Here is a 21644-nt window from a genome sequence, read left to right on the forward strand (position 1 = left end):
TTCTTGACGACCATAGAGCATTGGAACCACCTGATCCCATCCCGAACTCAGTAGTGAAACGATGCATCGCCGATGGTAGTGTGGGGTTTCCCCATGTGAGAGTAGGTCATCGTCAAGATTAAATTCCAGAACCCCATTTGCGAAAGCAGATGGGGTTTTGTTTTGGGCGATCGGAAAACATGAGTGAATTCATCGCAGTCGTCTTGAGGTTAACCTTCGGCCTTTCTATGCAATGCCCCTGCGCATGGCTATCATGCGTGCCTCATTGTGAGGCGATACTTGCATGCTGACGTTGTTAAAGCTTTTGAAAGATGGCCGATTCCATTCCGGAGAAGCACTTGGCGCCGCCTTGGGCGTCAGTCGCAGTGCTGTCTGGAAGCAGCTCCAGCATCTCGAGGCTGAATTGAATTTGCCCATCCATAAAGTTCGTGGCAAGGGGTATCAATTGGCATCGCCGCTGGTGTTTTTGAATGCCGAGAACATAGCGCTGAATGCGCCCTCCTTGGAATGGCCTATACATATCTCTGACTCGATTGACTCCACGAATACCGAAGGCTTGCGCCTGGCGGATTCAGGATGTCCAGCGCCATTTCTAGTACTTGCGGAGCAGCAAACAGCAGGGCGAGGCAGGAGAGGACGGAAGTGGGTTAGTCCTTACGCACAGAATGTCTACTACAGCCTCGTCTTGCGTATCGAATCGGGTCTTAGCCAGTTGGAAGGCCTGAGCCTTGTCGTGGGCTTGGCCGTCATGCGGGCATTGCGCGAATCGGGCGTGCAGGGAGCAGCACTGAAGTGGCCAAATGATGTGTTGGTGGGGCAGAAAAAAATTGCCGGTATTTTGCTGGAATTGGTAGGAGACCCTGCTGACATCTGTCACGTTGTCCTCGGAATAGGTATTAACGTGAATATGCGCAGGGCTGACGAGGTGGACCAGCAATGGACCTCGGTACAGCTTGAAACGGGCTCTCCCGTTGACCGGAATGCTTTAGTGGCACAACTGAGCATGCAGCTGCAGGCCTATCTAGAACGCCATAAGACGGATGGTTTTGTCTCGCTCCAGGAAGAGTGGGAGCAAAACCACGCATGGCAGGGACGATCGGTATCCCTCATTGCGGGTGTCAACCAGATTGATGGAGATGTGCTGGGCGTAGATCATCAGGGTGCACTGCGGTTGAGCGTGAATGGTGTTGAGAAAATATACAGTGGTGGTGAGTTAAGCCTGAGGTTGCGTGATGATTCTTGAGCTCGACTGTGGGAATAGCTTTATCAAATGGCGTGTACTGGATTCGGAAAAGGCTACTGCCTCGGCAGAGGGCATCGTAGGTTCCGATCTGGCATTGATTGAAAGCCTGGTCGCGCTTCCCGGATTGCTGCTGACACGCTGCCGGTTGGTAAGCGTTCGTGCGCTGGAAGAAACAAGCAAACTGGTGGCGGCGCTGCATGAGGCATTCGGCGTGACCGTCTCCTGCGCGGCTCCGGCGCGACAGGTGGCTGGAGTGCGTAACGGCTACGAAGACTTCGAGCGCTTGGGTCTTGATCGCTGGTTAGCGATGCTGGGTGGATTCAAGCTGGCGCAAGGTGCTTGTCTGGTGCTCGATTTTGGTACGGCGGCAACTGCAGACTTTATTGCGGCAGATGGTGAGCACTTGGGCGGCTTCATTTGTCCGGGTATGCCTCTCATGCGCAACCAGCTGCGAACGCACACGCGTAAGATACGCTACGACGACGCGTCTGCGGAAAGAGCCCTGGAGCGCCTCTCTCCGGGTCGCACGACGGTAGAGGCGGTAGAGCGGGGCTGTACGCTGATGCTCAGGGGGTTTGTGCTGACGCAGTTGGAGTTGGCCCGAGGTTACTGGGGTGATGACTTCACCGTATTCCTTACCGGCGGAGATGCTGAATTGGTGTCGGATGCAGTGCCCCAGGCACGACTCGTTCCTGACCTGGTGTTCGTCGGTTTGGCGATGGCGTGCCCTTTATCCTGAGGTGATTATGCGTTGGCTGTTTCTGCTTTTACTGGTCCTTAACGCCTTCTATTACATTTGGCATCAGCAAGAAGCACCACTGCGCGCCAAGGATGTCACGCCTTTGAGCCTTTACAAGGGTTCCCAGCAAGATATTCGCCTGCTGAGCGAGTCATCTGATGCTGTGGTGCGTCGAGATCGCGCGCGCGGGGCTGATGCGCAAAATACCTGCCTGTACATCGGCGGCTTTGCAGATGAGCGTCAAGCGCAGGTCCTTGAGCAACGGCTCACCAGCCTGGATATAAAGGTCAAGGTTCAGTTGCTGAATACTGCTGACGCTTCCGGCTATTGGCTTCGCATAGCCCCTGAAAGCAGGCGCCTGGCTGACGATCTGTCCTTTGAAAACCTTGCTAAGGAATTCAATGAGTTAAAACACAAAATAATGTTGTGCGAAGGCGTTGCAACTCTCGGATAGTTTGCATAGAATGGCGCCCGCTTCGCAGTGAAGACCTTTAAGGTCTAAGGTGCAAAGCGTAGGTCAACGCAGCTAACCTCATATTTTTTATGAGAAAATGCTTGACAGAAGGTCGGCGTGATGTAGAATGCCGGCTCGCTTAGGAGGGGTTCCCGAGCGGCCAAAGGGATCAGACTGTAAATCTGACGTCTACGACTTCGAAGGTTCGAATCCTTCCCCCTCCACCATTTTAGCGTGAGCTGCAAGCTCCGCGGGTATAGTTTAGTGGTAGAACCTCAGCCTTCCAAGCTGATGATGCGGGTTCGATTCCCGCTACCCGCTCCAAGTTTGCAGGTTGTGCAGTGTGTTTTGCTCTTGTAGCTCAGTTGGTAGAGCACACCCTTGGTAAGGGTGAGGTCAGCGGTTCAAATCCGCTCAAGAGCTCCATATAACAAGGCAGATATGAAAATATCTGCCTTTGTTTTAACGGTCGCCTTGGCTTGATTGTGTTGTGCCTGATATTGCTGGGCGATCAAGTCTCTTGGGGTTGGCTGTTGTAAAGTCTTTTTCAGGCCTGCATAATGGTCGGCCTGATTTTGTTTTAGGTCAGTAGCTCAATTGGCAGAGCGACGGTCTCCAAAACCGTAGGTTGGGGGTTCGATTCCCTCCTGACCTGCCAGATTCACGTGGTGTGTCTGGCTTTCTTTTCACAGGATCTTCATAGATGACTCCTAAGGCTGAAGCTCAAAGCTCTCGTTTCGATCTGGTCAAGTGGCTCGCAGTAGTCGCCTTGGTGGTCGTAGGCGTTGTCGGCAATCAGTACTATTCTGCTTCGCCGATCCTGTACCGTGTCCTCGCTTTGCTCGCCCTCGCTGCTGTAGCTGCCTTTATTGGCCTGCAGACTGCCAAAGGCAAGTCTTTTGCGGTCCTGGTGAAGGAAGCTCGCACCGAAATACGTAAAGTCGTTTGGCCGACTCGCCAAGAAACCACGCAGACCACGTTGATCGTTGTGGCTGTTGTTCTGGTTATGGCGTTGCTGTTGTGGGGGCTTGATTCCCTGCTCGGCTGGCTTGTTTCCTTGATTGTTGGCTAAGGGTGTCCCGTGGCTAAGCGTTGGTACGTTGTGCATGCTTACTCGGGTTACGAGAAGCATGTTATGCGCTCTTTGCTGGAGCGCGTAAAGCTCGCAGGCATGGAAGATGGCTTCGGCGAAATTCTGGTTCCCACTGAAGAAGTGGTTGAAATGCGCAATGGCCAGAAGCGCAAAAGCGAACGCAAGTTCTTTCCTGGCTACGTGCTGGTACAGATGGACATGAACGAAGGTACTTGGCACTTGGTCAAGGACACTCCTCGTGTCATGGGTTTCATTGGCGGTACCGCTGATAAGCCTGCTCCTATCACCGACAAAGAGGCGGAAGCGATTCTGCGTCGTGTTGCTGATGGTAGCGACAAGCCTAAGCCGAAGACGCTTTTCGAGCCGGGTGAGGTTGTTCGTGTCACAGATGGTCCGTTTGCTGATTTCAACGGCACTGTCGAAGAAGTTAACTACGAAAAGAGCCGGATCCAAGTGGCGGTGCTCATTTTCGGTCGCTCTACTCCGGTAGAGTTGGAGTTCAGCCAGGTCGAGAAGGTCTAGCTGAGAAAGCATCCCAACCCCGCAGCCCTAGGCTGTGGGGTTTTGTCGTCACTGGGATAAATGCGCAAGTAACCGGGGAGCCTTTCGAGGCGTTCGAACCCGTAATTGGAGTGCCTCATGGCCAAGAAGATTACCGCTTACATCAAACTGCAAGTGAAGGCCGCACAGGCCAACCCTAGCCCACCCGTCGGCCCAGCTCTGGGTCAGCACGGCGTGAACATCATGGAATTCTGCAAGGCCTTCAACGCCCGCACCCAGGGTATTGAGCCAGGTCTGCCGACGCCAGTGATCATCACTGTATACAGCGACCGTAGCTTCACTTTCGAAACCAAGTCGACTCCGGCCTCGGTTTTGCTGAAGAAAGCTGCCGGTCTGACCAGCGGTTCAGCTCGTCCGAACACCGTTAAGGTTGGCACCGTAACCCGTGCTCAGCTGGAAGAAATCGCGAAAACCAAAAACGCGGATCTGACTGCAGCTGATATGGATGCAGCCGTGCGTACCATCGCCGGTTCTGCTCGTAGCATGGGCCTTAACGTGGAGGGTGTGTAATGGCTAAGCTGACCAAGCGCCAAAAGGCTATCGCCGGCAAAATCGAAGCAGGCAAGGCCTACAACTTTGTAGACGCTGCTGCCCTGCTGACCGAGCTGTCGACTGTAAAGTTCAGCGAGTCCGTTGACGTTGCTGTAAACCTGGGTGTAGACCCACGTAAATCCGACCAGGTCGTTCGTAGCGCAACTGTGCTGCCACACGGTACTGGCAAGACTGTACGTGTAGCTGTCTTCACCCAAGGCCCTGCAGCTGAAGCTGCTCTGGCCGCTGGCGCCGATCGCGTTGGCATGGATGATCTGGCTGCCGAAATGAAAGGCGGCGACCTGAACTATGACGTCGTTATTGCTTCCCCGGATGCAATGCGCGTTGTAGGTCAATTGGGTCAGATCCTCGGTCCTCGTGGCCTGATGCCTAACCCTAAAGTCGGCACCGTAACGCCAGACGTAGCCACCGCGGTTAAAAACGCCAAGGCTGGTCAGGTTCGTTATCGCACCGACAAAAACGGCATCATTCACACCTCCGTTGGCAAAGTCGGTTTTGATGCCGTCAAGCTGAAGGAAAACGTTGAAGCCCTGATCGCTGATCTCAAGCGTATCAAGCCTGCTTCCTCGAAAGGTATCTACGTCAAGCGCGTTACCCTGAGCACCACTATGGGCCCAGGTCTGGTCATCGACCAAGGCTCGCTGGACGTATAAGACACAGATTGGCGCAAGAGATTGCGCCAATCAAAAAATTGGGGTCCCTGCCTGGCGGGGGCTATCCAAGACCGTAGGCGACGCAAGTCTTAAACCACAAGCCTACGCAGATGGTGCTCCCGGTTCCTTACCGAATCAGACACCAAAACGACATCAGGCCTAGGCCAGATGAAACGGTAACAAGCAGGAGTTAAACCCGTGGCAATTAATCTCGAAGACAAGAAGGCCATCGTCGCTGAAGTCAACGAGGCTGCCAAAGCTGCTCTGTCCGCTGTCGTGGCTGATGCCCGTGGTGTGACAGTAAGCGCTATGACCGGACTCCGTAAAGAGGCTCGTGAAGCTGGCGTATACGTACGTGTTGTACGTAACACCCTGCTCAAGCGCGCTGTTGCTGACACTGAATACAGTGTCCTCAATGACGTGTTCACCGGCCCGACCCTGATTGCCTTCTCCACCGACCATCCAGGCGCTGCTGCCCGTTTGTTCAAAGAGTTCGCAAAGGGTCAGGACAAGTTCGAGATCAAGGCAGCTGCGTTCGAGGGCAAGTTCCTCGCAGCTAACCAAATCGACGTACTGGCAACACTGCCGACCCGTAACGAAGCTATTTCGCAGCTGATGAGCGTGATTCAAGGCGCTACCAGCAAGCTGGCTCGTACTCTGGCTGCAGTTCGTGAGCAAAAAGAAGCTGCCGCAGCCTAAGGCTGAGCAAATTCTCTCGCGTATTTTTGTTTATTTCGATGGCCGCGTAGGCCGTCCCCCAATTCAGGAAATACAGCAATGTCTATCTCCCAAGACGATATCCTCAACGCCGTAGCTGAAATGTCGGTTCTGCAGGTTGTTGAGCTGATCAAAGCTTTCGAAGAAAAATTCGGCGTTTCCGCTGCCGCTGCTTCCGCTGGCCCAGCCGCTGTTGCTGCTGTTGCTGAAGAGCAAACCGAATTCAACGTCATGCTGCTGGAAGCTGGCGAGAAGAAAGTAAACGTGATCAAGGCAGTACGTGAACTGACCGGTCTGGGCCTGAAAGAAGCCAAGGCTGTAGTTGACGGCGCTCCTGCCCAGGTTCTGGAAGCTGTGTCGAAAGACGCCGCTGACAAAGCCAAAGCTACTCTGGAAGAAGCAGGCGCTAAAGTCGAGCTGAAGTAAGCATCGACCTTGCGTCTCCAGCCCAAGCTTTAAGCTGAAGGCTGATGGCTGGTGGCTCTTGCCACCGGCCTTTTTCCGTTCTTGGCTGTCGACTCGGTCGCCGCCATTAACGCGCTGTAGCCACCCGATGCGGTGGTGCAAACCATGGGGTTTGCAAGATTTTCTGGCTGCTCCCGTCGGGAGGGCCAAACAAGCAGGTGACCAAGCTGGGGAACGCTGATGGCTTACTCATATACTGAGAAAAAACGTATCCGCAAGGACTTTAGCAAGTTGCCGGACGTCATGGATGTCCCGTACCTTCTGGCTATCCAGCTGGATTCGTATCGTGAATTCTTGCAGGCGGGAGCGACCAAAGATCAGTTCCGCGACGTGGGCCTGCATGCGGCCTTCAAATCCGTTTTCCCGATCATCAGCTACTCCGGCAATGCTGCGCTGGAGTACGTCGGTTATCGCCTGGGCGAACCGGCATTTGATGTCAAAGAATGCGTGTTGCGCGGTGTTACGTACGCCGTACCTTTGCGGGTAAAAGTCCGCCTGATCATTTTCGACAAAGAATCGTCGAACAAAGCGATCAAGGACATCAAAGAGCAAGAAGTCTACATGGGCGAAATCCCACTGATGACTGAAAACGGTACCTTCGTTATCAACGGTACCGAGCGTGTAATCGTTTCCCAGCTGCACCGTTCCCCGGGCGTGTTCTTCGACCACGACCGCGGCAAGACGCACAGCTCCGGTAAGCTCCTGTACTCCGCGCGGATCATTCCGTACCGCGGTTCGTGGTTGGACTTCGAGTTCGATCCGAAAGACTGCGTGTTCGTGCGTATCGACCGTCGTCGCAAGCTGCCGGCCTCGGTACTGCTGCGCGCGCTCGGCTATACCACCGAGCAAGTGCTGGATGCGTTCTACACCACCAACGTATTCAGCCTGAAGGATGAAACCCTCAAGCTGGAGCTGATCGCTTCGCGTCTGCGTGGTGAAATTGCCGTCCTGGACATCCAGGATGAGAAGGGCAAGGTCATTGTTGAAGCCGGCCGCCGTATCACCGCGCGCCATATCAACCAGATCGAAAAAGCCGGTCTCAAAGAGCTGGAAGTGCCGCTGGACTACGTCCTGGGTCGCACTACCGCCAAGGTCATCGTTCACCCGGCGACAGGCGAAATCCTGGCCGAGTGCAACACCGAGCTGAACACCGAGATCCTGGCCAAGATCGCCAAGGCTCAGGTCGTTCGCATCGAGACCCTGTACACCAACGACATCGACTGCGGCCCGTTCATCTCCGACACATTGAAGATCGACTCCACCAGCAACCAATTGGAAGCGCTGGTCGAGATCTATCGCATGATGCGTCCTGGTGAGCCACCAACCAAAGACGCTGCCGAGACCCTGTTCAACAACCTGTTCTTCAGCCCTGAACGCTATGACCTGTCTGCGGTCGGCCGGATGAAGTTCAACCGTCGTATCGGTCGTACCGAGATCGAAGGTTCGGGCGTGCTGTGCAAGGAAGATATCGTTGCCGTCCTGAAGACTCTGGTCGACATCCGTAACGGCAAGGGCATTGTCGATGACATTGACCACCTGGGTAACCGTCGTGTTCGCTGCGTAGGCGAAATGGCCGAGAACCAGTTCCGCGTTGGCCTGGTACGTGTTGAGCGTGCGGTCAAAGAGCGTCTGTCGATGGCTGAAAGCGAAGGCCTGATGCCGCAAGACCTGATCAACGCCAAGCCAGTGGCTGCCGCGGTGAAAGAGTTCTTCGGTTCCAGCCAGCTCTCGCAGTTCATGGACCAGAACAACCCGCTCTCCGAGATCACCCACAAGCGCCGTGTTTCCGCGCTGGGCCCGGGCGGTCTGACCCGTGAGCGTGCAGGCTTTGAAGTTCGTGACGTACACCCGACGCACTACGGTCGTGTTTGCCCGATCGAAACGCCGGAAGGTCCGAACATCGGCCTGATCAACTCCCTGGCCGCTTATGCGCGCACCAACCAGTACGGTTTCCTTGAGAGCCCGTACCGTGTGGTGAAGGAAGGTCTGGTTACCGACGAGATCGTGTTCCTGTCCGCCATCGAAGAAGCTGATCACGTGATCGCCCAGGCTTCGGCCACGATGAACGACAAGAAAGTCCTGATCGACGAACTGGTAGCGGTTCGTCACTTGAACGAGTTCACCGTCAAGGCGCCGGAAGACGTCACCCTGATGGATGTATCGCCCAAGCAGGTAGTTTCGGTTGCAGCATCGCTGATCCCGTTCCTGGAACACGATGACGCCAACCGTGCGTTGATGGGTTCCAACATGCAGCGTCAAGCTGTACCAACCCTGCGCGCTGACAAGCCGCTGGTAGGTACCGGCATGGAGCGTAACGTAGCCCGTGACTCCGGCGTTTGCGTCGTGGCTCGTCGTGGCGGCGTGATCGACTCCGTTGATGCAAGCCGTATCGTGGTTCGTGTTGCCGATGACGAAGTCGAAACCGGCGAAGCCGGCGTCGACATCTACAACCTGACCAAATACACCCGTTCGAACCAGAACACCTGCATCAACCAGCGTCCGCTGGTGCGTAAGGGTGACCGCGTTCAGCGTAGCGATATCATGGCCGACGGCCCGTCCACCGACATGGGTGAACTGGCACTGGGTCAGAACATGCGCATCGCGTTCATGGCCTGGAACGGTTACAACTTCGAAGACTCCATCTGCCTGTCGGAACGCGTTGTTCAAGAAGATCGCTTTACCACGATCCACATCCAGGAACTGACCTGTGTGGCACGTGACACCAAGCTTGGGCCAGAGGAAATCACTGCAGACATCCCGAACGTGGGTGAAGCTGCACTGAACAAGCTGGACGAAGCCGGTATCGTTTACGTAGGTGCTGAAGTTGGCGCAGGCGACATCCTGGTCGGTAAGGTCACTCCGAAAGGCGAGACCCAACTGACTCCGGAAGAAAAACTGCTGCGTGCCATCTTTGGTGAAAAAGCCAGCGACGTTAAAGACACCTCCCTGCGTGTACCAACCGGTACCAAGGGTACTGTCATCGACGTACAGGTCTTCACCCGTGACGGCGTTGAGCGTGATGCTCGTGCACTGTCCATCGAGAAGACCCAGCTCGACGAGATCCGCAAGGACCTGAACGAAGAGTTCCGCATCGTTGAAGGCGCGACCTTCGAACGTCTGCGTTCCGCTCTGGTAGGCCACAAGGCTGAAGGCGGCGCAGGTCTGAAGAAAGGTCAGGACATCACCGACGAAGTCCTCGACGGTCTTGAGCACGGCCAGTGGTTCAAGCTGCGCATGGCTGAGGATGCTCTGAACGAGCAGCTCGAGAAGGCCCAGGCCTACATCGTTGATCGCCGCCGTCTGCTGGACGACAAGTTCGAAGACAAGAAGCGCAAACTGCAGCAGGGCGATGACCTGGCTCCAGGCGTGCTGAAAATCGTCAAGGTTTACCTGGCAATCCGTCGTCGCATCCAGCCGGGCGACAAGATGGCCGGTCGTCACGGTAACAAGGGTGTGGTCTCCGTGATCATGCCGGTTGAAGACATGCCGCACGATGCCAATGGCACCCCGGTCGACGTTGTCCTCAACCCGTTGGGCGTACCTTCGCGTATGAACGTTGGTCAGATCCTCGAAACCCACCTGGGCCTCGCGGCCAAAGGCCTGGGCGAGAAGATCAACCGTATGATCGAAGAGCAGCGCAAGGTCGCAGACCTGCGTAAGTTCCTGCACGAGATCTACAATGAGATCGGCGGTCGCAACGAAGAGCTCGATACCTTCACCGACCAGGAAATCCTGGATCTGGCGAAGAACCTGCGCGGCGGCGTTCCAATGGCTACCCCGGTGTTCGACGGTGCCAAGGAAAGCGAAATCAAGGCCATGCTGAAACTGGCAGACCTGCCGGAAAGCGGCCAGATGCAGCTGTTCGACGGCCGTACCGGCAACAAGTTCGAGCGCCCGGTTACCGTTGGCTACATGTACATGCTGAAGCTGAACCACTTGGTAGACGACAAGATGCACGCTCGTTCTACCGGTTCGTACAGCCTGGTTACCCAGCAGCCGCTGGGTGGTAAGGCTCAGTTCGGTGGTCAGCGTTTCGGGGAGATGGAGGTCTGGGCACTGGAAGCATACGGTGCTGCTTACACTCTGCAAGAAATGCTCACAGTGAAGTCGGACGATGTGAACGGTCGGACCAAGATGTACAAAAACATCGTGGACGGCGATCACCGTATGGAGCCGGGCATGCCCGAGTCTTTCAACGTGTTGATCAAAGAAATTCGTTCCCTCGGCATCGATATCGATCTGGAAACCGAATAACACGTGACGCGAATCGAGAGCGGGGCCGTTTGGCCCGCTCTCTGCTCCGCCAGGAGGAAAGGCCTTGAAAGACCTACTGAATTTGCTGAAAAACCAGGGTCAAGTCGAAGAGTTCGACGCCATCCGTATTGGATTGGCATCGCCTGAGATGATCCGTTCGTGGTCGTTCGGTGAAGTTAAAAAGCCGGAAACCATCAACTACCGTACGTTCAAACCCGAGCGTGACGGCCTGTTCTGCGCCAAGATCTTTGGCCCGGTCAAGGATTACGAGTGCCTGTGCGGTAAGTACAAGCGCTTGAAGCACCGTGGTGTGATCTGCGAGAAGTGCGGCGTTGAAGTTGCACTGGCCAAGGTTCGTCGTGAGCGCATGGCGCACATCGAGCTGGCTTCGCCGGTTGCCCACATCTGGTTTCTGAAATCGCTGCCGTCCCGTATCGGCTTGCTGATGGACATGACCCTGCGTGATATCGAACGCGTTCTCTATTTCGAGAGCTATGTCGTTATCGATCCAGGCATGACCACCCTTGAAAAAGGTCAGCTGCTCAATGACGAGCAGTACTTCGAAGCGCTGGAAGAGTTTGGCGACGATTTCGATGCCCGCATGGGTGCCGAGGCTGTCCGCGAGCTGCTGCACGCTATCGACCTGGAGCACGAGATTGGCCGTCTGCGTGAAGAAATTCCGCAAACCAACTCCGAAACCAAAATCAAGAAGCTGTCCAAGCGTCTGAAGTTGATGGAAGCCTTCCAGGGTTCCGGCAACTTGCCAGAGTGGATGGTGCTGACCGTTCTGCCGGTTCTGCCGCCAGACCTGCGTCCGCTGGTACCGTTGGATGGTGGTCGTTTCGCGACGTCCGACCTCAACGACCTATACCGCCGCGTGATCAACCGTAACAACCGCTTGAAGCGCCTGCTCGATCTGTCCGCTCCGGACATCATCGTGCGCAACGAAAAGCGTATGTTGCAGGAAGCGGTCGATGCCTTGCTCGACAACGGCCGTCGCGGCCGCGCGATCACAGGTTCCAACAAGCGCCCTCTGAAATCCCTGGCTGACATGATCAAGGGTAAGCAGGGTCGTTTCCGTCAGAACTTGCTCGGTAAGCGTGTTGACTACTCCGGTCGTTCGGTAATTACCGTAGGCCCGACCCTGCGTCTGCACCAGTGCGGTCTGCCCAAGAAGATGGCACTTGAGCTGTTCAAGCCCTTCATCTTCGGCAAGCTGGAAATGCGCGGTCTCGCGACCACCATCAAAGCGGCCAAGAAAATGGTCGAGCGCGAACTGCCAGAGGTTTGGGACGTTCTCGCTGAAGTGATCCGTGAACACCCGGTTCTCCTCAACCGTGCACCGACCCTTCACCGTCTGGGTATCCAGGCGTTTGAACCGGTACTGATCGAAGGCAAGGCTATCCAGCTGCACCCTCTGGTCTGTGCTGCGTACAACGCCGACTTCGACGGCGACCAAATGGCCGTGCACGTACCGCTCACACTGGAAGCCCAGTTGGAAGCGCGTGCGTTGATGATGTCGACCAACAACATTCTGTCGCCAGCCAACGGTGAGCCAATCATCGTTCCGTCGCAGGACGTTGTATTGGGTCTGTACTACATGACCCGTGAAGCGATCAACGCCAAAGGCGAAGGTCGTGTGTTCGCTGACCTGCAGGAAGTTGACCGTGTGTTCCGTGCCGGTGAAGCCGCCTTGCACGCCAAGGTCAAAGTGCGGATCCACGAAACCGTGAACGACCGTGATGGCGGCAGCGTGAGCAACGTTCGTATCGTCGACACTACTGTTGGCCGTGCGCTGTTGTATCAAGTTGTGCCGAAAGGTCTGTCGTACGATGTCGTCAACCTGCCGATGAAGAAAAAGGCTATCTCCAAGCTGATCAACCAATGCTACCGCGTGGTTGGTCTGAAAGAGACCGTGATCTTCGCTGACCAGTTGATGTACACAGGTTTTGCCTATTCGACCATTTCCGGCGTTTCCATCGGTGTTAACGACTTCGTTATCCCGGATGAAAAAGCCCAGATCATCGCCGCCGCTACCGATGAAGTGAAAGAGATCGAAAGCCAGTATGCCTCCGGCCTGGTAACCCAGGGCGAGAAGTACAACAAGGTGATCGACCTTTGGTCCAAGGCCAACGACGAAGTGTCGAAGGCGATGATGGCTAACCTCTCGAAAGAGAAGGTTATCGACCGTCATGGCGTGGAAGTCGATCAAGAATCGTTCAACTCGATGTACATGATGGCCGACTCGGGCGCACGGGGTTCTGCTGCGCAGATCCGTCAGCTCGCCGGTATGCGTGGCCTGATGGCCAAGCCGGACGGTTCCATCATCGAAACGCCGATTACCGCGAACTTCCGTGAAGGTTTGAGCGTACTCCAGTACTTCATCTCCACTCACGGTGCTCGTAAGGGTCTGGCGGATACCGCGTTGAAGACCGCCAACTCCGGTTACCTGACGCGTCGTCTGGTAGACGTTGCGCAAGACTTGGTTGTGACTGAAGTCGACTGCGGTACCGAACACGGTCTGCTGATGACTCCGCACATCGAAGGCGGCGACGTTGTAGAGCCGTTGGGTGAGCGCGTACTGGGTCGAGTGATCGCCCGTGACGTATTCAAGCCAGGTACCGAGGAAATCATCGTTCCTGCCGGCACTCTGGTAGATGAGAAGTGGGTCGAGTTCATCGAACTCAACAGCATCGACGAAGTGATCGTTCGCTCGCCGATCAGCTGCGAAACCCGCTACGGCATCTGCGCCAAGTGCTATGGCCGTGACTTGGCTCGCGGTCACCAGGTGAACATCGGTGAAGCGGTCGGCGTTATCGCTGCCCAGTCCATCGGTGAGCCGGGTACCCAGCTGACCATGCGTACGTTCCACATCGGTGGTGCGGCAAGCCGGACCTCCGCAGCCGACAGCGTTCAGGTGAAGAATGGCGGTACCGTCCGTCTGCACAACCTGAAACACGTTGAGCGAGTGGATGGTCACCTGGTTGCCGTGTCCCGTTCCGGTGAGCTGGCAATCGCTGATGACTACGGTCGTGAGCGTGAGCGTTACAAGCTGCCGTACGGTGCTGTGATTTCGGTCAAGGAAGGTGACAAGGTCGACGCTGGCGCAATCGTGGCCAAGTGGGATCCGCACACTCACCCAATCGTTACCGAAATGAAAGGTACCGTGACCTACGTGGGCATGGAAGAAGGCATTACGATCAAGCGTCAGACTGACGAATTGACCGGTATGACCAACATTGAAGTACTCGACGCGAAAGATCGTCCAGCTGCCGGTAAAGACATCCGTCCTGCCGTGAAGATGGTCGACGACAACGGCAAGGACTTGTTGCTGCCAGGCACTGACGTAATCGCTCAGTACTTCCTGCCAGCCAACGCCCTGGTCGGTGTAGCGGATGGTGCGAAGATCGCGATCGGTGATGTTATCGCGCGTATCCCGCAAGAAACTTCGAAGACACGTGACATCACCGGTGGTCTGCCGCGTGTTGCCGACTTGTTCGAAGCGCGTCGTCCGAAAGAAGCGTCGATTCTGGCTGAAGTCAGCGGCACCATCGCGTTCGGTAAAGAAACCAAAGGCAAGCGCCGCCTGGTGATCACCCCGAACGACGGTACCGATCCGTACGAAGAGCTGATTCCGAAGTGGCGTCACCTGAACGTCTTCGAAGGCGAACAGGTAAACCGCGGCGAAGTTATCTCCGACGGTCCGAGCGATCCACACGACATCCTGCGTCTGCTGGGTGTGAGTGCGCTGGCCAAGTACATCGTTAACGAGATCCAGGACGTTTACCGCCTGCAAGGCGTGAAGATCAACGATAAGCACATCGAGACCATCCTGCGTCAGATGCTGCGTAAAGTTGAAATCGCTGAATCCGGCGATTCCAGTTTCATCAAGGGCGACCAGATGGAACTGACTCACGTACTGGTAGAGAACGAGCGTCTGGGCGCGGAAGACAAGTTTGTCTCCAAGTTCACTCGCGTGCTGCTGGGTATCACCAAGGCGTCGTTGTCCACTGAGTCGTTCATCTCGGCGGCCTCCTTCCAGGAGACCACCCGCGTACTGACCGAAGCAGCGGTAACCGGCAAGCGCGATTACCTGCGCGGCCTGAAAGAAAACGTAGTCGTGGGTCGTCTGATCCCGGCGGGTACCGGTTTGGCTTACCACAGCGAGCGCAAGCGCCGCCGTGATGCTGACAAGCCGCTGCGCGTAAGCGCCAGTGAAGTGGAAGCTGCACTGACCGAAGCACTGAACTCAAGCGGTAACTGAGTTCTGCAGTAGATGAGTCCGGGCCCTGGCAGCCCCATTCGTCGGATCGAGGCAAATTTGCCCCGATTCGATGAGTGGGGATGTCGGGGCCTTGCCTTGACTGGGGACAAGATCCTCTTTAGACTCTTGTACCCCTAAATTTGGCGGGAATTCGTTCCTGCCATTTTGCTTTTCTTGTAAGACAATAGCGTCGCAAGACAACAGTGGAGCTAGTAGATGGCAACTATCAACCAGCTGGTACGTCAGCCGCGTAAGCGTATCGTCGAGAAATCCGACGTGCCTGCGCTGCAGAACTGCCCGCAACGTCGTGGCGTATGCACCCGTGTGTATACCACCACGCCGAAAAAACCTAACTCGGCACTGCGTAAAGTATGCCGTGTGCGCCTGACCAACGGTTTCGAGGTTTCCTCGTACATCGGTGGTGAAGGTCACAACCTGCAAGAGCACAGCGTGGTACTGATCCGCGGCGGTCGTGTAAAAGACTTGCCAGGTGTTCGTTACCACACCGTACGCGGCTCCTTGGACACTTCCGGCGTTAAAGGTCGTAACCAGGGTCGTTCGAAGTACGGTACCAAGAAGCCTAAGTAGTAGCGGCTTTTTGTAAAAACTGAATCATCTTATTTTCTGAGTCGATAAGAGTAAGGTCGGAGCCGTCCCGCAAGGGCGCTAATTCCGAACGAACCTGAAGACCGTTTGAGGGCTTATCCATGCCAAGAAGACGCGTAGCAGCCAAGCGCGAAGTGCTTGACGATCCAAAATACGGAAGCCAAATCCTGGCCAAGTTCATGAACCACGTGATGGAAAGCGGCAAGAAAGCCGTTGCCGAGCGTATCGTTTATGGCGCGCTGGAAAAGGTTAAAGAACGCAAGAACAGCGACCCCCTGGAAATCTTCGAGAAAGCTCTCGACGCCATCGCTCCGCTGGTCGAAGTGAAGTCGCGCCGTGTAGGCGGTGCTACTTACCAGGTTCCGGTCGAAGTTCGTCCGTCCCGTCGTAACGCTCTGGCAATGCGCTGGTTGGTAGACTTCGCCCGTAAGCGCGGCGAGAAGTCTATGGCCCTGCGTTTGGCTGGCGAACTGTTGGACGCTGCTGAAGGTAAAGGTGCTGCTGTTAAGAAGCGTGAAGACGTGCACCGTATGGCTGAAGCTAACAAAGCTTTCTCGCACTACCGCTTCTAATCTTAGCTTCACTAATTTTGCGAGGGCTTTATGGCTCGTACTACTCCGATTAGCCGCTACCGTAACATCGGTATCGTTGCTCACGTGGATGCTGGTAAAACCACCACCACCGAGCGCGTACTGTTTTACACCGGCAAAAGTCACAAGATGGGCGAGGTGCATGACGGCGCCGCGACCACAGACTGGATGGTTCAGGAGCAGGAGCGTGGTATTACCATTACTTCTGCTGCTATTACCGCCTTCTGGAAAGGTTCCGAGAAGCAGTACAAAGATGAGCATCGCTTCAACGTAATCGATACCCCGGGTCACGTAGACTTCACCATTGAAGTTGAGCGTTCCCTGCGCGTACTCGACGGCGCTGTCGTTGTGTTCTGTGGTACCTCGGGTGTTGAGCCTCAGTCGGAAACCGTATGGCGTCAAGCCAACAAATACGGCGTTCCACGTCTTGTTTACGTCAACAAGATGGACCGTGCCGGTGCGAACTTCCTGCGCGTGATCGCTCAGATCAAGCAGCGCTTGGGTCACACTCCGGTGCCAATCCAGTTGGCTATCGGTTCCGAAGATAATTTCCAGGGTCAGATCGATCTGCTGACCATGGAAGCTGTCTACTGGAACGATGCCGACAAGGGTATGGTTCCTGTTCGCAAGCCTATCCCTGCTGAACTGCAGGAACTGGCTGACGAGTGGCGCAACAACATGGTTGAAGCCGCGGCCGAAGCCAACGAAGAACTGATGAACAAGTACCTCGAAGGTGAAGAGCTCACCAACGTGGAAATCAAGGCCGCTCTGCGTCAGCGTACTATCGCTGGTGAAATCGTCCTGGCTGTTTGTGGTTCCTCGTTCAAGAACAAGGGCGTTCCCCTGGTTCTCGATGCTGTGATCGACTACCTGCCGGCACCGGTTGATATTCCAGCCATCAAGGGTACCGACCCGGATGACGAGACTATCGAGCTGGAGCGTCATGCAGACGACGCAGAACCGTTCTCCGCTCTGGCATTTAAAATTGCCACTGACCCATTCGTGGGTACCTTGACCTTCGTCCGCGTTTACTCGGGCGTGTTGAACTCCGGCGACGGCGTGATCAACTCGGTTAAAGGCAAGAAAGAGCGCGTGGGCCGTATGGTGCAAATGCACGCAAACGCCCGCGAAGAGATCAAGGAAGTACGCGCTGGTGACATCGCGGCCTTGATCGGCATGAAGGACGTCACCACCGGTGAAACCTTGTGCAACGCTGACAAGCCAATCATCCTGGTTCGCATGGACTTCCCGGAGCCGGTTATTTCGGTTGCCGTAGAGCCTAAGACCAAGGATGACCAGGAAAAAATGGGTATCGCTCTGGGCAAGCTTGCTCAGGAAGATCCATCTTTCCGCGTCAAGACTGATGAAGAGACTGGTCAAACGATCATCTCCGGCATGGGCGAGCTTCACCTGGACATCCTGGTTGACCGGATGCGCCGTGAGTTCAACGTCGAAGCCAACATCGGTAAGCCTCAGGTTTCCTATCGTGAGCGCATCACGAAGAACTGTGAAATCGAAGGCAAGTTCGTTCGTCAGTCCGGCGGTCGTGGTCAGTTCGGTCACTGCTGGATCCGTTTTGCTCCTGCTGACGAAGGTCAGGAAGGTCTGCAATTCGTGAACGAAGTAGTAGGTGGTGTGGTTCCTAAGGAATACATCCCTGCTATCCAGAAGGGTATCGAAGAGCAGATGAAGAACGGTGTTGTTGCCGGCTATCCGCTGATCGGCCTGAAAGCAACCGTTTTTGACGGTTCTTACCACGACGTCGACTCCAACGAGATGGCGTTTAAGGTGGCTGCCTCCATGGCAACCAAGCAACTGGCCCAGAAGGGCGGTGGTGAGTTGCTTGAGCCAATCATGGCGGTAGAAGTTGTTACACCTGAAGACTATATGGGTGATGTCATGGGCGACCTTAACCGTCGTCGCGGCATGATTCTGGGTATGGAAGACACGGTTTCCGGCAAAGTGATTCGCGCCGAGGTTCCGTTGGGTGAGATGTTCGGTTATGCGACCGACGTTCGTTCCATGTCTCAGGGTCGCGCAAGCTACTCTATGGAATTCAAAAAATACAACACAGCTCCGGCGCACATCGCTGAAACTGTATCCAAAAAACAAGGCTGATTCAGTCCTTTAGGCAAGGAGTTAATTGTCGTGGCTAAAGAAAAATTTGATCGTTCCCTACCGCACGTCAACGTTGGCACCATCGGTCACGTTGACCACGGTAAAACCACTCTGACTGCTGCTCTGACTCGCGTTTGCTCCGAAGTTTTCGGTTCCGCAATCGTTGATTTCGATAAAATCGACAGCGCACCAGAAGAAAAAGCTCGTGGTATCACCATCAACACCGCGCACGTTGAATACAACTCGCTGATCCGTCACTACGCTCACGTTGACTGCCCAGGTCACGCTGACTATGTGAAGAACATGATCACCGGTGCTGCCCAGATGGACGGCGCAATCCTGGTTTGCTCGGCCGCTGATGGTCCGATGCCACAAACCCGTGAGCACATCCTGCTGTCCCGTCAGGTTGGCGTTCCGTACATCGTGGTTTACCTGAACAAGGCCGACCTGGTAGACGACGCTGAGCTGCTGGAACTGGTTGAGATGGAAGTGCGCGATCTGCTGAGCACTTACGACTTCCCAGGCGACGACACTCCGATCATCATCGGTTCTGCTCGTATGGCTCTGGAAGGCAAAGACGATAACGAAATGGGCACCACGTCCGTTCGTAAACTGGTTGAGACTCTGGACAGCTACATCCCAGATCCAGTCCGTGTTATCGACAAGCCATTCCTGATGCCAATCGAAGACGTATTCTCGATCTCCGGTCGCGGTACTGTTGTGACTGGCCGTATCGAGCGCGGTATCGTCAAGGTTCAAGATCCACTGGAAATCGTTGGTCTGCGTGACACTACCGTCACCACCTGCACCGGTGTTGAAATGTTCCGTAAACTGCTCGACGAAGGTCGTGCTGGCGAGAACTGCGGCGTTCTGCTGCGTGGTACCAAGCGTGACGACGTTGAGCGTGGCCAGGTTCTGGTTAAGCCAGGTTCGGTTAAGCCGCACACCAAGTTCGAAGCTGAAGTGTACGTGCTGAGCAAAGAAGAAGGCGGTCGTCACACTCCGTTCTTCAAAGGCTACCGTCCACAGTTCTACTTCCGTACTACTGACGTGACTGGTAACTGCGAACTGCCGGAAGGCGTTGAGATGGTAATGCCGGGCGACAACATCAAAATGGTTGTTACCCTGATCAAAACCATCGCAATGGAAGACGGTCTGCGTTTCGCAATTCGCGAAGGCGGCCGTACTGTTGGTGCTGGCGTTGTAGCTAAAATCATCGAGTAATTATCTCTTCTGAGATAGTTCTGATGTTTTGAAAAGGCCCCCGCTCAGCGGGGGCCTTTTTTATTGGGTTGACACCTATCAGGGCCGTCTATAGAATTGCGCCTCCTTTTAACGGGCGTATTGCGCTCGCTGGGAATAGCAGCCGGAGTCTGAAATCCAATGCAAAATCAGCAAATCCGTATCAGGTTGAAGGCTTTTGACCATCGCCTGATCGACCAATCCACCCAGGAAATCGTGGAAACCGCGAAACGTACTGGTGCTCAAGTGCGTGGTCCAATTCCACTGCCTACCCGTAAAGAGCGGTTCACCGTTCTGGTCTCCCCGCACGTCAACAAAGACGCGCGTGACCAGTACGAGATCCGTACTCATAAGCGCGTACTGGACATCGTCCAGCCAACGGATAAAACCGTTGATGCACTTATGAAGCTCGATCTGGCGGCCGGTGTGGAAGTACAGATCAGCCTCGGCTAAGACTTGGGTCTTAGTCGTGTAACGCTCTGAAATGGGCGGCCATAGCGGGTGAAAGCCCCGTACACTCATGAGGTTTACAACATGACTATTGGTGTAGTCGGTCGTAAATGCGGTATGACCCGTATTTTCACCGAAGAAGGTGTCTCCATTCCGGTCACGGTCATTGAGATCGAGCCGAATCGCGTCACCCAGTTCAAAACTGAAGAAACCGATGGCTATCGTGCAGTGCAAGTCACTGTCGGCGAGCGTCGTGCTTCGCGCGTGACTGCTGCTCAAGCAGGTCACTTCGCTAAAGCAAACGTTGCAGCTGGTCGCACCGTCATGGAGTTCCGTCTTGAAGACGGTGACTACCAGGCTGGCGATCTGATCAACGCTGAAATCTTCGCCGCTGGTCAACTGGTTGATGTAACCGGTCAGTCCAAGGGTAAAGGCTTCCAGGGTACGATCAAGCGTTGGAATTTCCGTGGCCAAGACAACACTCACGGTAACTCCGTTTCCCACCGCGTCCCGGGCTCTATTGGCCAGTGCCAGACTCCTGGTCGTGTATTCAAGGGCAAAAAAATGTCCGGTCATATGGGCGCTGAGCGCGTGACCGTGCAGTCCCTCGAAGTAGTGCGCGTCGACGCTGAACGCAATCTGTTGTTGGTCAAGGGTGCTGTTCCTGGCGCTACTGGCGGCAACCTGGTTGTACGTCCAGCGGCCAAGGCTCGCGGTTAAGGGGAAGCTGACATGCAATTAAATGTAAATGACGCTCAAGCGATCGAAGTTTCCGAACTGACATTTGGCGGCGAATTCAACGAGACGCTGGTTCACCAAGCAGTCGTGGCCTACATGGCCGGCGGCCGTCAAGGTAGCAAGCAGCAAAAGACCCGTTCCGACGTACGTGGTGGCGGTAAGCGCCCTTGGCGTCAGAAAGGCACTGGCCGTGCTCGTGCCGGTACTATCCGTAGCCCAATCTGGCGTGGCGGCGGTACCACTTTCGCAGCTCGTCCACAGGATCACTCGCAGAAACTCAACAAGAAGATGTACCGCGCAGCTCTGCGCTCCATCCTTGCTGAACTCGTGCGTACTGATCGTCTGGTCGTGGTTCAGGACTTCGCTGTTGAAAGTCCAAAAACCAAAGAACTGCTGGGCAAACTGACCAACATGAGCCTGACCGACGTTTTGATCGTGTCCGAAGCTGTTGATCAGAACCTGTACCTGGCTGCTCGCAACCTGCCACACGTTGATGTACGTGACGTGCAAGGTTCCGATCCAGTTAGTCTGATCGCATACGACAAGGTGTTGATCACCGTGTCGGCCGTGAAGAAATTCGAGGAGCTGCTGGGATGAACCAGGAACGCGTATTTAAAGTTCTGCTTGGCCCGCACGTTTCCGAAAAGGCTACGGTTCTGGCTGACAAGAAAGGCCAGTTCGTTTTCAAGGTTGCAACTGACGCAACCAAGCTGGAAATCAAGAAGGCCGTCGAAAGCCTGTTCAGCGTGAAAGTAGAGCGTGTTACTACCCTGAATGTTCTGGGTAAGAGCAAGCGCACTGCTCGCGGTCTGGGCAAGCGTAATGACTGGAAGAAGGCAGTTATCTCCCTTCAGCCAGGCCAAGATCTCGATTTCAGCAGCAGTGCTGAGTAAGGAAGGGGTGCA

General features: G+C 55.2%; 19 protein-coding genes, 4 tRNA genes and 1 rRNA gene. All 24 read left to right on the forward strand.

Annotation, left to right across the window (positions count from 1 at the left end; translation table 11 throughout):
• The first annotated feature begins 2 nt into the window (after positions 1–2).
• Positions 3–118, forward strand: a 5S ribosomal RNA gene (gene rrf / locus BLL36_RS17215).
• A 165-nt stretch (positions 119–283) separates the two neighbouring features.
• On the forward strand, positions 284–1243 hold the full coding sequence (gene birA, locus BLL36_RS17220; RefSeq protein ID WP_076952593.1) for a bifunctional biotin--[acetyl-CoA-carboxylase] ligase/biotin operon repressor BirA: 960 nt from the start codon (positions 284–286) through the stop codon (positions 1241–1243).
• Complete coding sequence (locus tag BLL36_RS17225; protein WP_076952594.1) at positions 1233–1982, forward strand: pantothenate kinase; 750 nt, start codon at positions 1233–1235, stop codon at positions 1980–1982. The genes birA and BLL36_RS17225 overlap by 11 nt, the downstream gene beginning before the upstream one ends.
• Positions 1983–1989: 7 nt before the next feature.
• The gene (locus tag BLL36_RS17230; RefSeq protein ID WP_076952595.1) at positions 1990–2436 is read left to right on the forward strand and encodes a hypothetical protein; all 447 of its coding nucleotides are present in this window, start codon (positions 1990–1992) and stop codon (positions 2434–2436) included.
• Between the two features lie 142 nt (positions 2437–2578).
• Positions 2579–2663: transfer RNA gene (locus BLL36_RS17235), tRNA-Tyr, on the forward strand.
• Between the two features lie 23 nt (positions 2664–2686).
• Positions 2687–2760: transfer RNA gene (locus tag BLL36_RS17240), tRNA-Gly, on the forward strand.
• 26 nt (positions 2761–2786) lie between these two features.
• Positions 2787–2862, forward strand: a tRNA-Thr gene (locus BLL36_RS17245).
• 156 nt (positions 2863–3018) lie between these two features.
• Positions 3019–3094, forward strand: a tRNA-Trp gene (locus BLL36_RS17250).
• Positions 3095–3139: 45 nt separating this feature from the next.
• Positions 3140–3508 carry a preprotein translocase subunit SecE gene (secE, locus tag BLL36_RS17255; RefSeq protein WP_076952596.1) on the forward strand — a complete coding sequence of 123 codons (369 nt, stop codon included), beginning with the start codon at positions 3140–3142 and terminating at the stop codon, positions 3506–3508.
• Positions 3509–3517: 9 nt separating this feature from the next.
• Positions 3518–4051 (forward strand): transcription termination/antitermination protein NusG, encoded by a 534-nt coding sequence (nusG, locus tag BLL36_RS17260; protein WP_003176436.1) that lies wholly within the window; start codon positions 3518–3520, stop codon positions 4049–4051.
• 117 nt (positions 4052–4168) lie between these two features.
• Positions 4169–4600, forward strand: a complete 432-nt coding sequence (gene rplK / locus BLL36_RS17265) for a 50S ribosomal protein L11 (RefSeq protein WP_003210097.1) — start codon at positions 4169–4171, stop codon at positions 4598–4600.
• Positions 4600–5295: a 50S ribosomal protein L1 gene (gene rplA / locus BLL36_RS17270; protein WP_003232403.1), complete on the forward strand. Its 696-nt coding sequence runs from the start codon at positions 4600–4602 to the stop codon at positions 5293–5295. The genes rplK and rplA overlap by 1 nt, the downstream gene beginning before the upstream one ends.
• Before the next feature lie 198 nt (positions 5296–5493).
• Entirely contained in the window at positions 5494–5994 is a 501-nt protein-coding gene (rplJ, locus tag BLL36_RS17275; RefSeq protein ID WP_015886139.1) for a 50S ribosomal protein L10, read from the forward strand.
• A 78-nt stretch (positions 5995–6072) separates the two neighbouring features.
• Positions 6073–6438 (forward strand): 50S ribosomal protein L7/L12, encoded by a 366-nt coding sequence (gene rplL / locus BLL36_RS17280; RefSeq protein WP_076952597.1) that lies wholly within the window; start codon positions 6073–6075, stop codon positions 6436–6438.
• Positions 6439–6657: 219 nt separating this feature from the next.
• Positions 6658–10731 carry a DNA-directed RNA polymerase subunit beta gene (gene rpoB / locus BLL36_RS17285; protein ID WP_076952598.1) on the forward strand — a complete coding sequence of 1358 codons (4074 nt, stop codon included), beginning with the start codon at positions 6658–6660 and terminating at the stop codon, positions 10729–10731.
• A gap of 64 nt (positions 10732–10795) precedes the next feature.
• Complete coding sequence (gene rpoC / locus BLL36_RS17290; protein ID WP_076952599.1) at positions 10796–14995, forward strand: DNA-directed RNA polymerase subunit beta'; 4200 nt, start codon at positions 10796–10798, stop codon at positions 14993–14995.
• Between the two features lie 216 nt (positions 14996–15211).
• Positions 15212–15583: a 30S ribosomal protein S12 gene (gene rpsL / locus BLL36_RS17295; RefSeq protein WP_002555494.1), complete on the forward strand. Its 372-nt coding sequence runs from the start codon at positions 15212–15214 to the stop codon at positions 15581–15583.
• 119 nt (positions 15584–15702) lie between these two features.
• Positions 15703–16173 (forward strand): 30S ribosomal protein S7, encoded by a 471-nt coding sequence (gene rpsG, locus BLL36_RS17300; protein WP_002555493.1) that lies wholly within the window; start codon positions 15703–15705, stop codon positions 16171–16173.
• Between the two features lie 30 nt (positions 16174–16203).
• Complete coding sequence (gene fusA / locus BLL36_RS17305; protein WP_076952600.1) at positions 16204–18309, forward strand: elongation factor G; 2106 nt, start codon at positions 16204–16206, stop codon at positions 18307–18309.
• A gap of 30 nt (positions 18310–18339) precedes the next feature.
• Positions 18340–19533, forward strand: a complete 1194-nt coding sequence (gene tuf / locus BLL36_RS17310; protein WP_003176426.1) for an elongation factor Tu — start codon at positions 18340–18342, stop codon at positions 19531–19533.
• A gap of 159 nt (positions 19534–19692) precedes the next feature.
• A complete protein-coding gene (rpsJ, locus tag BLL36_RS17315; protein WP_003186070.1) occupies positions 19693–20004 on the forward strand; it encodes a 30S ribosomal protein S10 in 312 nt (103 codons plus the stop codon).
• 81 nt (positions 20005–20085) lie between these two features.
• Positions 20086–20721 (forward strand): 50S ribosomal protein L3, encoded by a 636-nt coding sequence (rplC, locus tag BLL36_RS17320; RefSeq protein WP_003194649.1) that lies wholly within the window; start codon positions 20086–20088, stop codon positions 20719–20721.
• A gap of 12 nt (positions 20722–20733) precedes the next feature.
• Positions 20734–21336, forward strand: a complete 603-nt coding sequence (rplD, locus tag BLL36_RS17325) for a 50S ribosomal protein L4 (RefSeq protein WP_057014518.1) — start codon at positions 20734–20736, stop codon at positions 21334–21336.
• Positions 21333–21632, forward strand: coding sequence for a 50S ribosomal protein L23 (rplW, locus tag BLL36_RS17330; protein ID WP_002555488.1), 300 nt, complete (start codon positions 21333–21335; stop codon positions 21630–21632). Before rplD ends, rplW begins: the two co-directional genes overlap by 4 nt.
• Positions 21633–21644 lie beyond the last annotated feature (12 nt).

This window comes from Pseudomonas cedrina subsp. cedrina, assembly GCF_001983175.1.
In the GTDB taxonomy this organism is placed as follows: Bacteria; Pseudomonadota; Gammaproteobacteria; order Pseudomonadales; family Pseudomonadaceae; genus Aquipseudomonas; species Aquipseudomonas cedrina.

Coding starts and splice junctions, on each gene's coding strand:
- birA (WP_076952593.1), top strand. CDS start 284: ATGCTGACGTTGTTAAAGCTTTTGAAAGATGGCCGATTCCATTCCGGA.
- BLL36_RS17225 (WP_076952594.1), top strand. CDS start 1,233: ATGATTCTTGAGCTCGACTGTGGGAATAGCTTTATCAAATGGCGTGTA.
- BLL36_RS17230 (WP_076952595.1), top strand. CDS start 1,990: ATGCGTTGGCTGTTTCTGCTTTTACTGGTCCTTAACGCCTTCTATTAC.
- secE (WP_076952596.1), top strand. CDS start 3,140: ATGACTCCTAAGGCTGAAGCTCAAAGCTCTCGTTTCGATCTGGTCAAG.
- rplK (WP_003210097.1), top strand. CDS start 4,169: ATGGCCAAGAAGATTACCGCTTACATCAAACTGCAAGTGAAGGCCGCA.
- rplA (WP_003232403.1), top strand. CDS start 4,600: ATGGCTAAGCTGACCAAGCGCCAAAAGGCTATCGCCGGCAAAATCGAA.
- rplL (WP_076952597.1), top strand. CDS start 6,073: ATGTCTATCTCCCAAGACGATATCCTCAACGCCGTAGCTGAAATGTCG.
- rpoB (WP_076952598.1), top strand. CDS start 6,658: ATGGCTTACTCATATACTGAGAAAAAACGTATCCGCAAGGACTTTAGC.
- rpsL (WP_002555494.1), top strand. CDS start 15,212: ATGGCAACTATCAACCAGCTGGTACGTCAGCCGCGTAAGCGTATCGTC.
- rpsG (WP_002555493.1), top strand. CDS start 15,703: ATGCCAAGAAGACGCGTAGCAGCCAAGCGCGAAGTGCTTGACGATCCA.
- fusA (WP_076952600.1), top strand. CDS start 16,204: ATGGCTCGTACTACTCCGATTAGCCGCTACCGTAACATCGGTATCGTT.
- rpsJ (WP_003186070.1), top strand. CDS start 19,693: ATGCAAAATCAGCAAATCCGTATCAGGTTGAAGGCTTTTGACCATCGC.
- rplC (WP_003194649.1), top strand. CDS start 20,086: ATGACTATTGGTGTAGTCGGTCGTAAATGCGGTATGACCCGTATTTTC.
- rplD (WP_057014518.1), top strand. CDS start 20,734: ATGCAATTAAATGTAAATGACGCTCAAGCGATCGAAGTTTCCGAACTG.
- rplW (WP_002555488.1), top strand. CDS start 21,333: ATGAACCAGGAACGCGTATTTAAAGTTCTGCTTGGCCCGCACGTTTCC.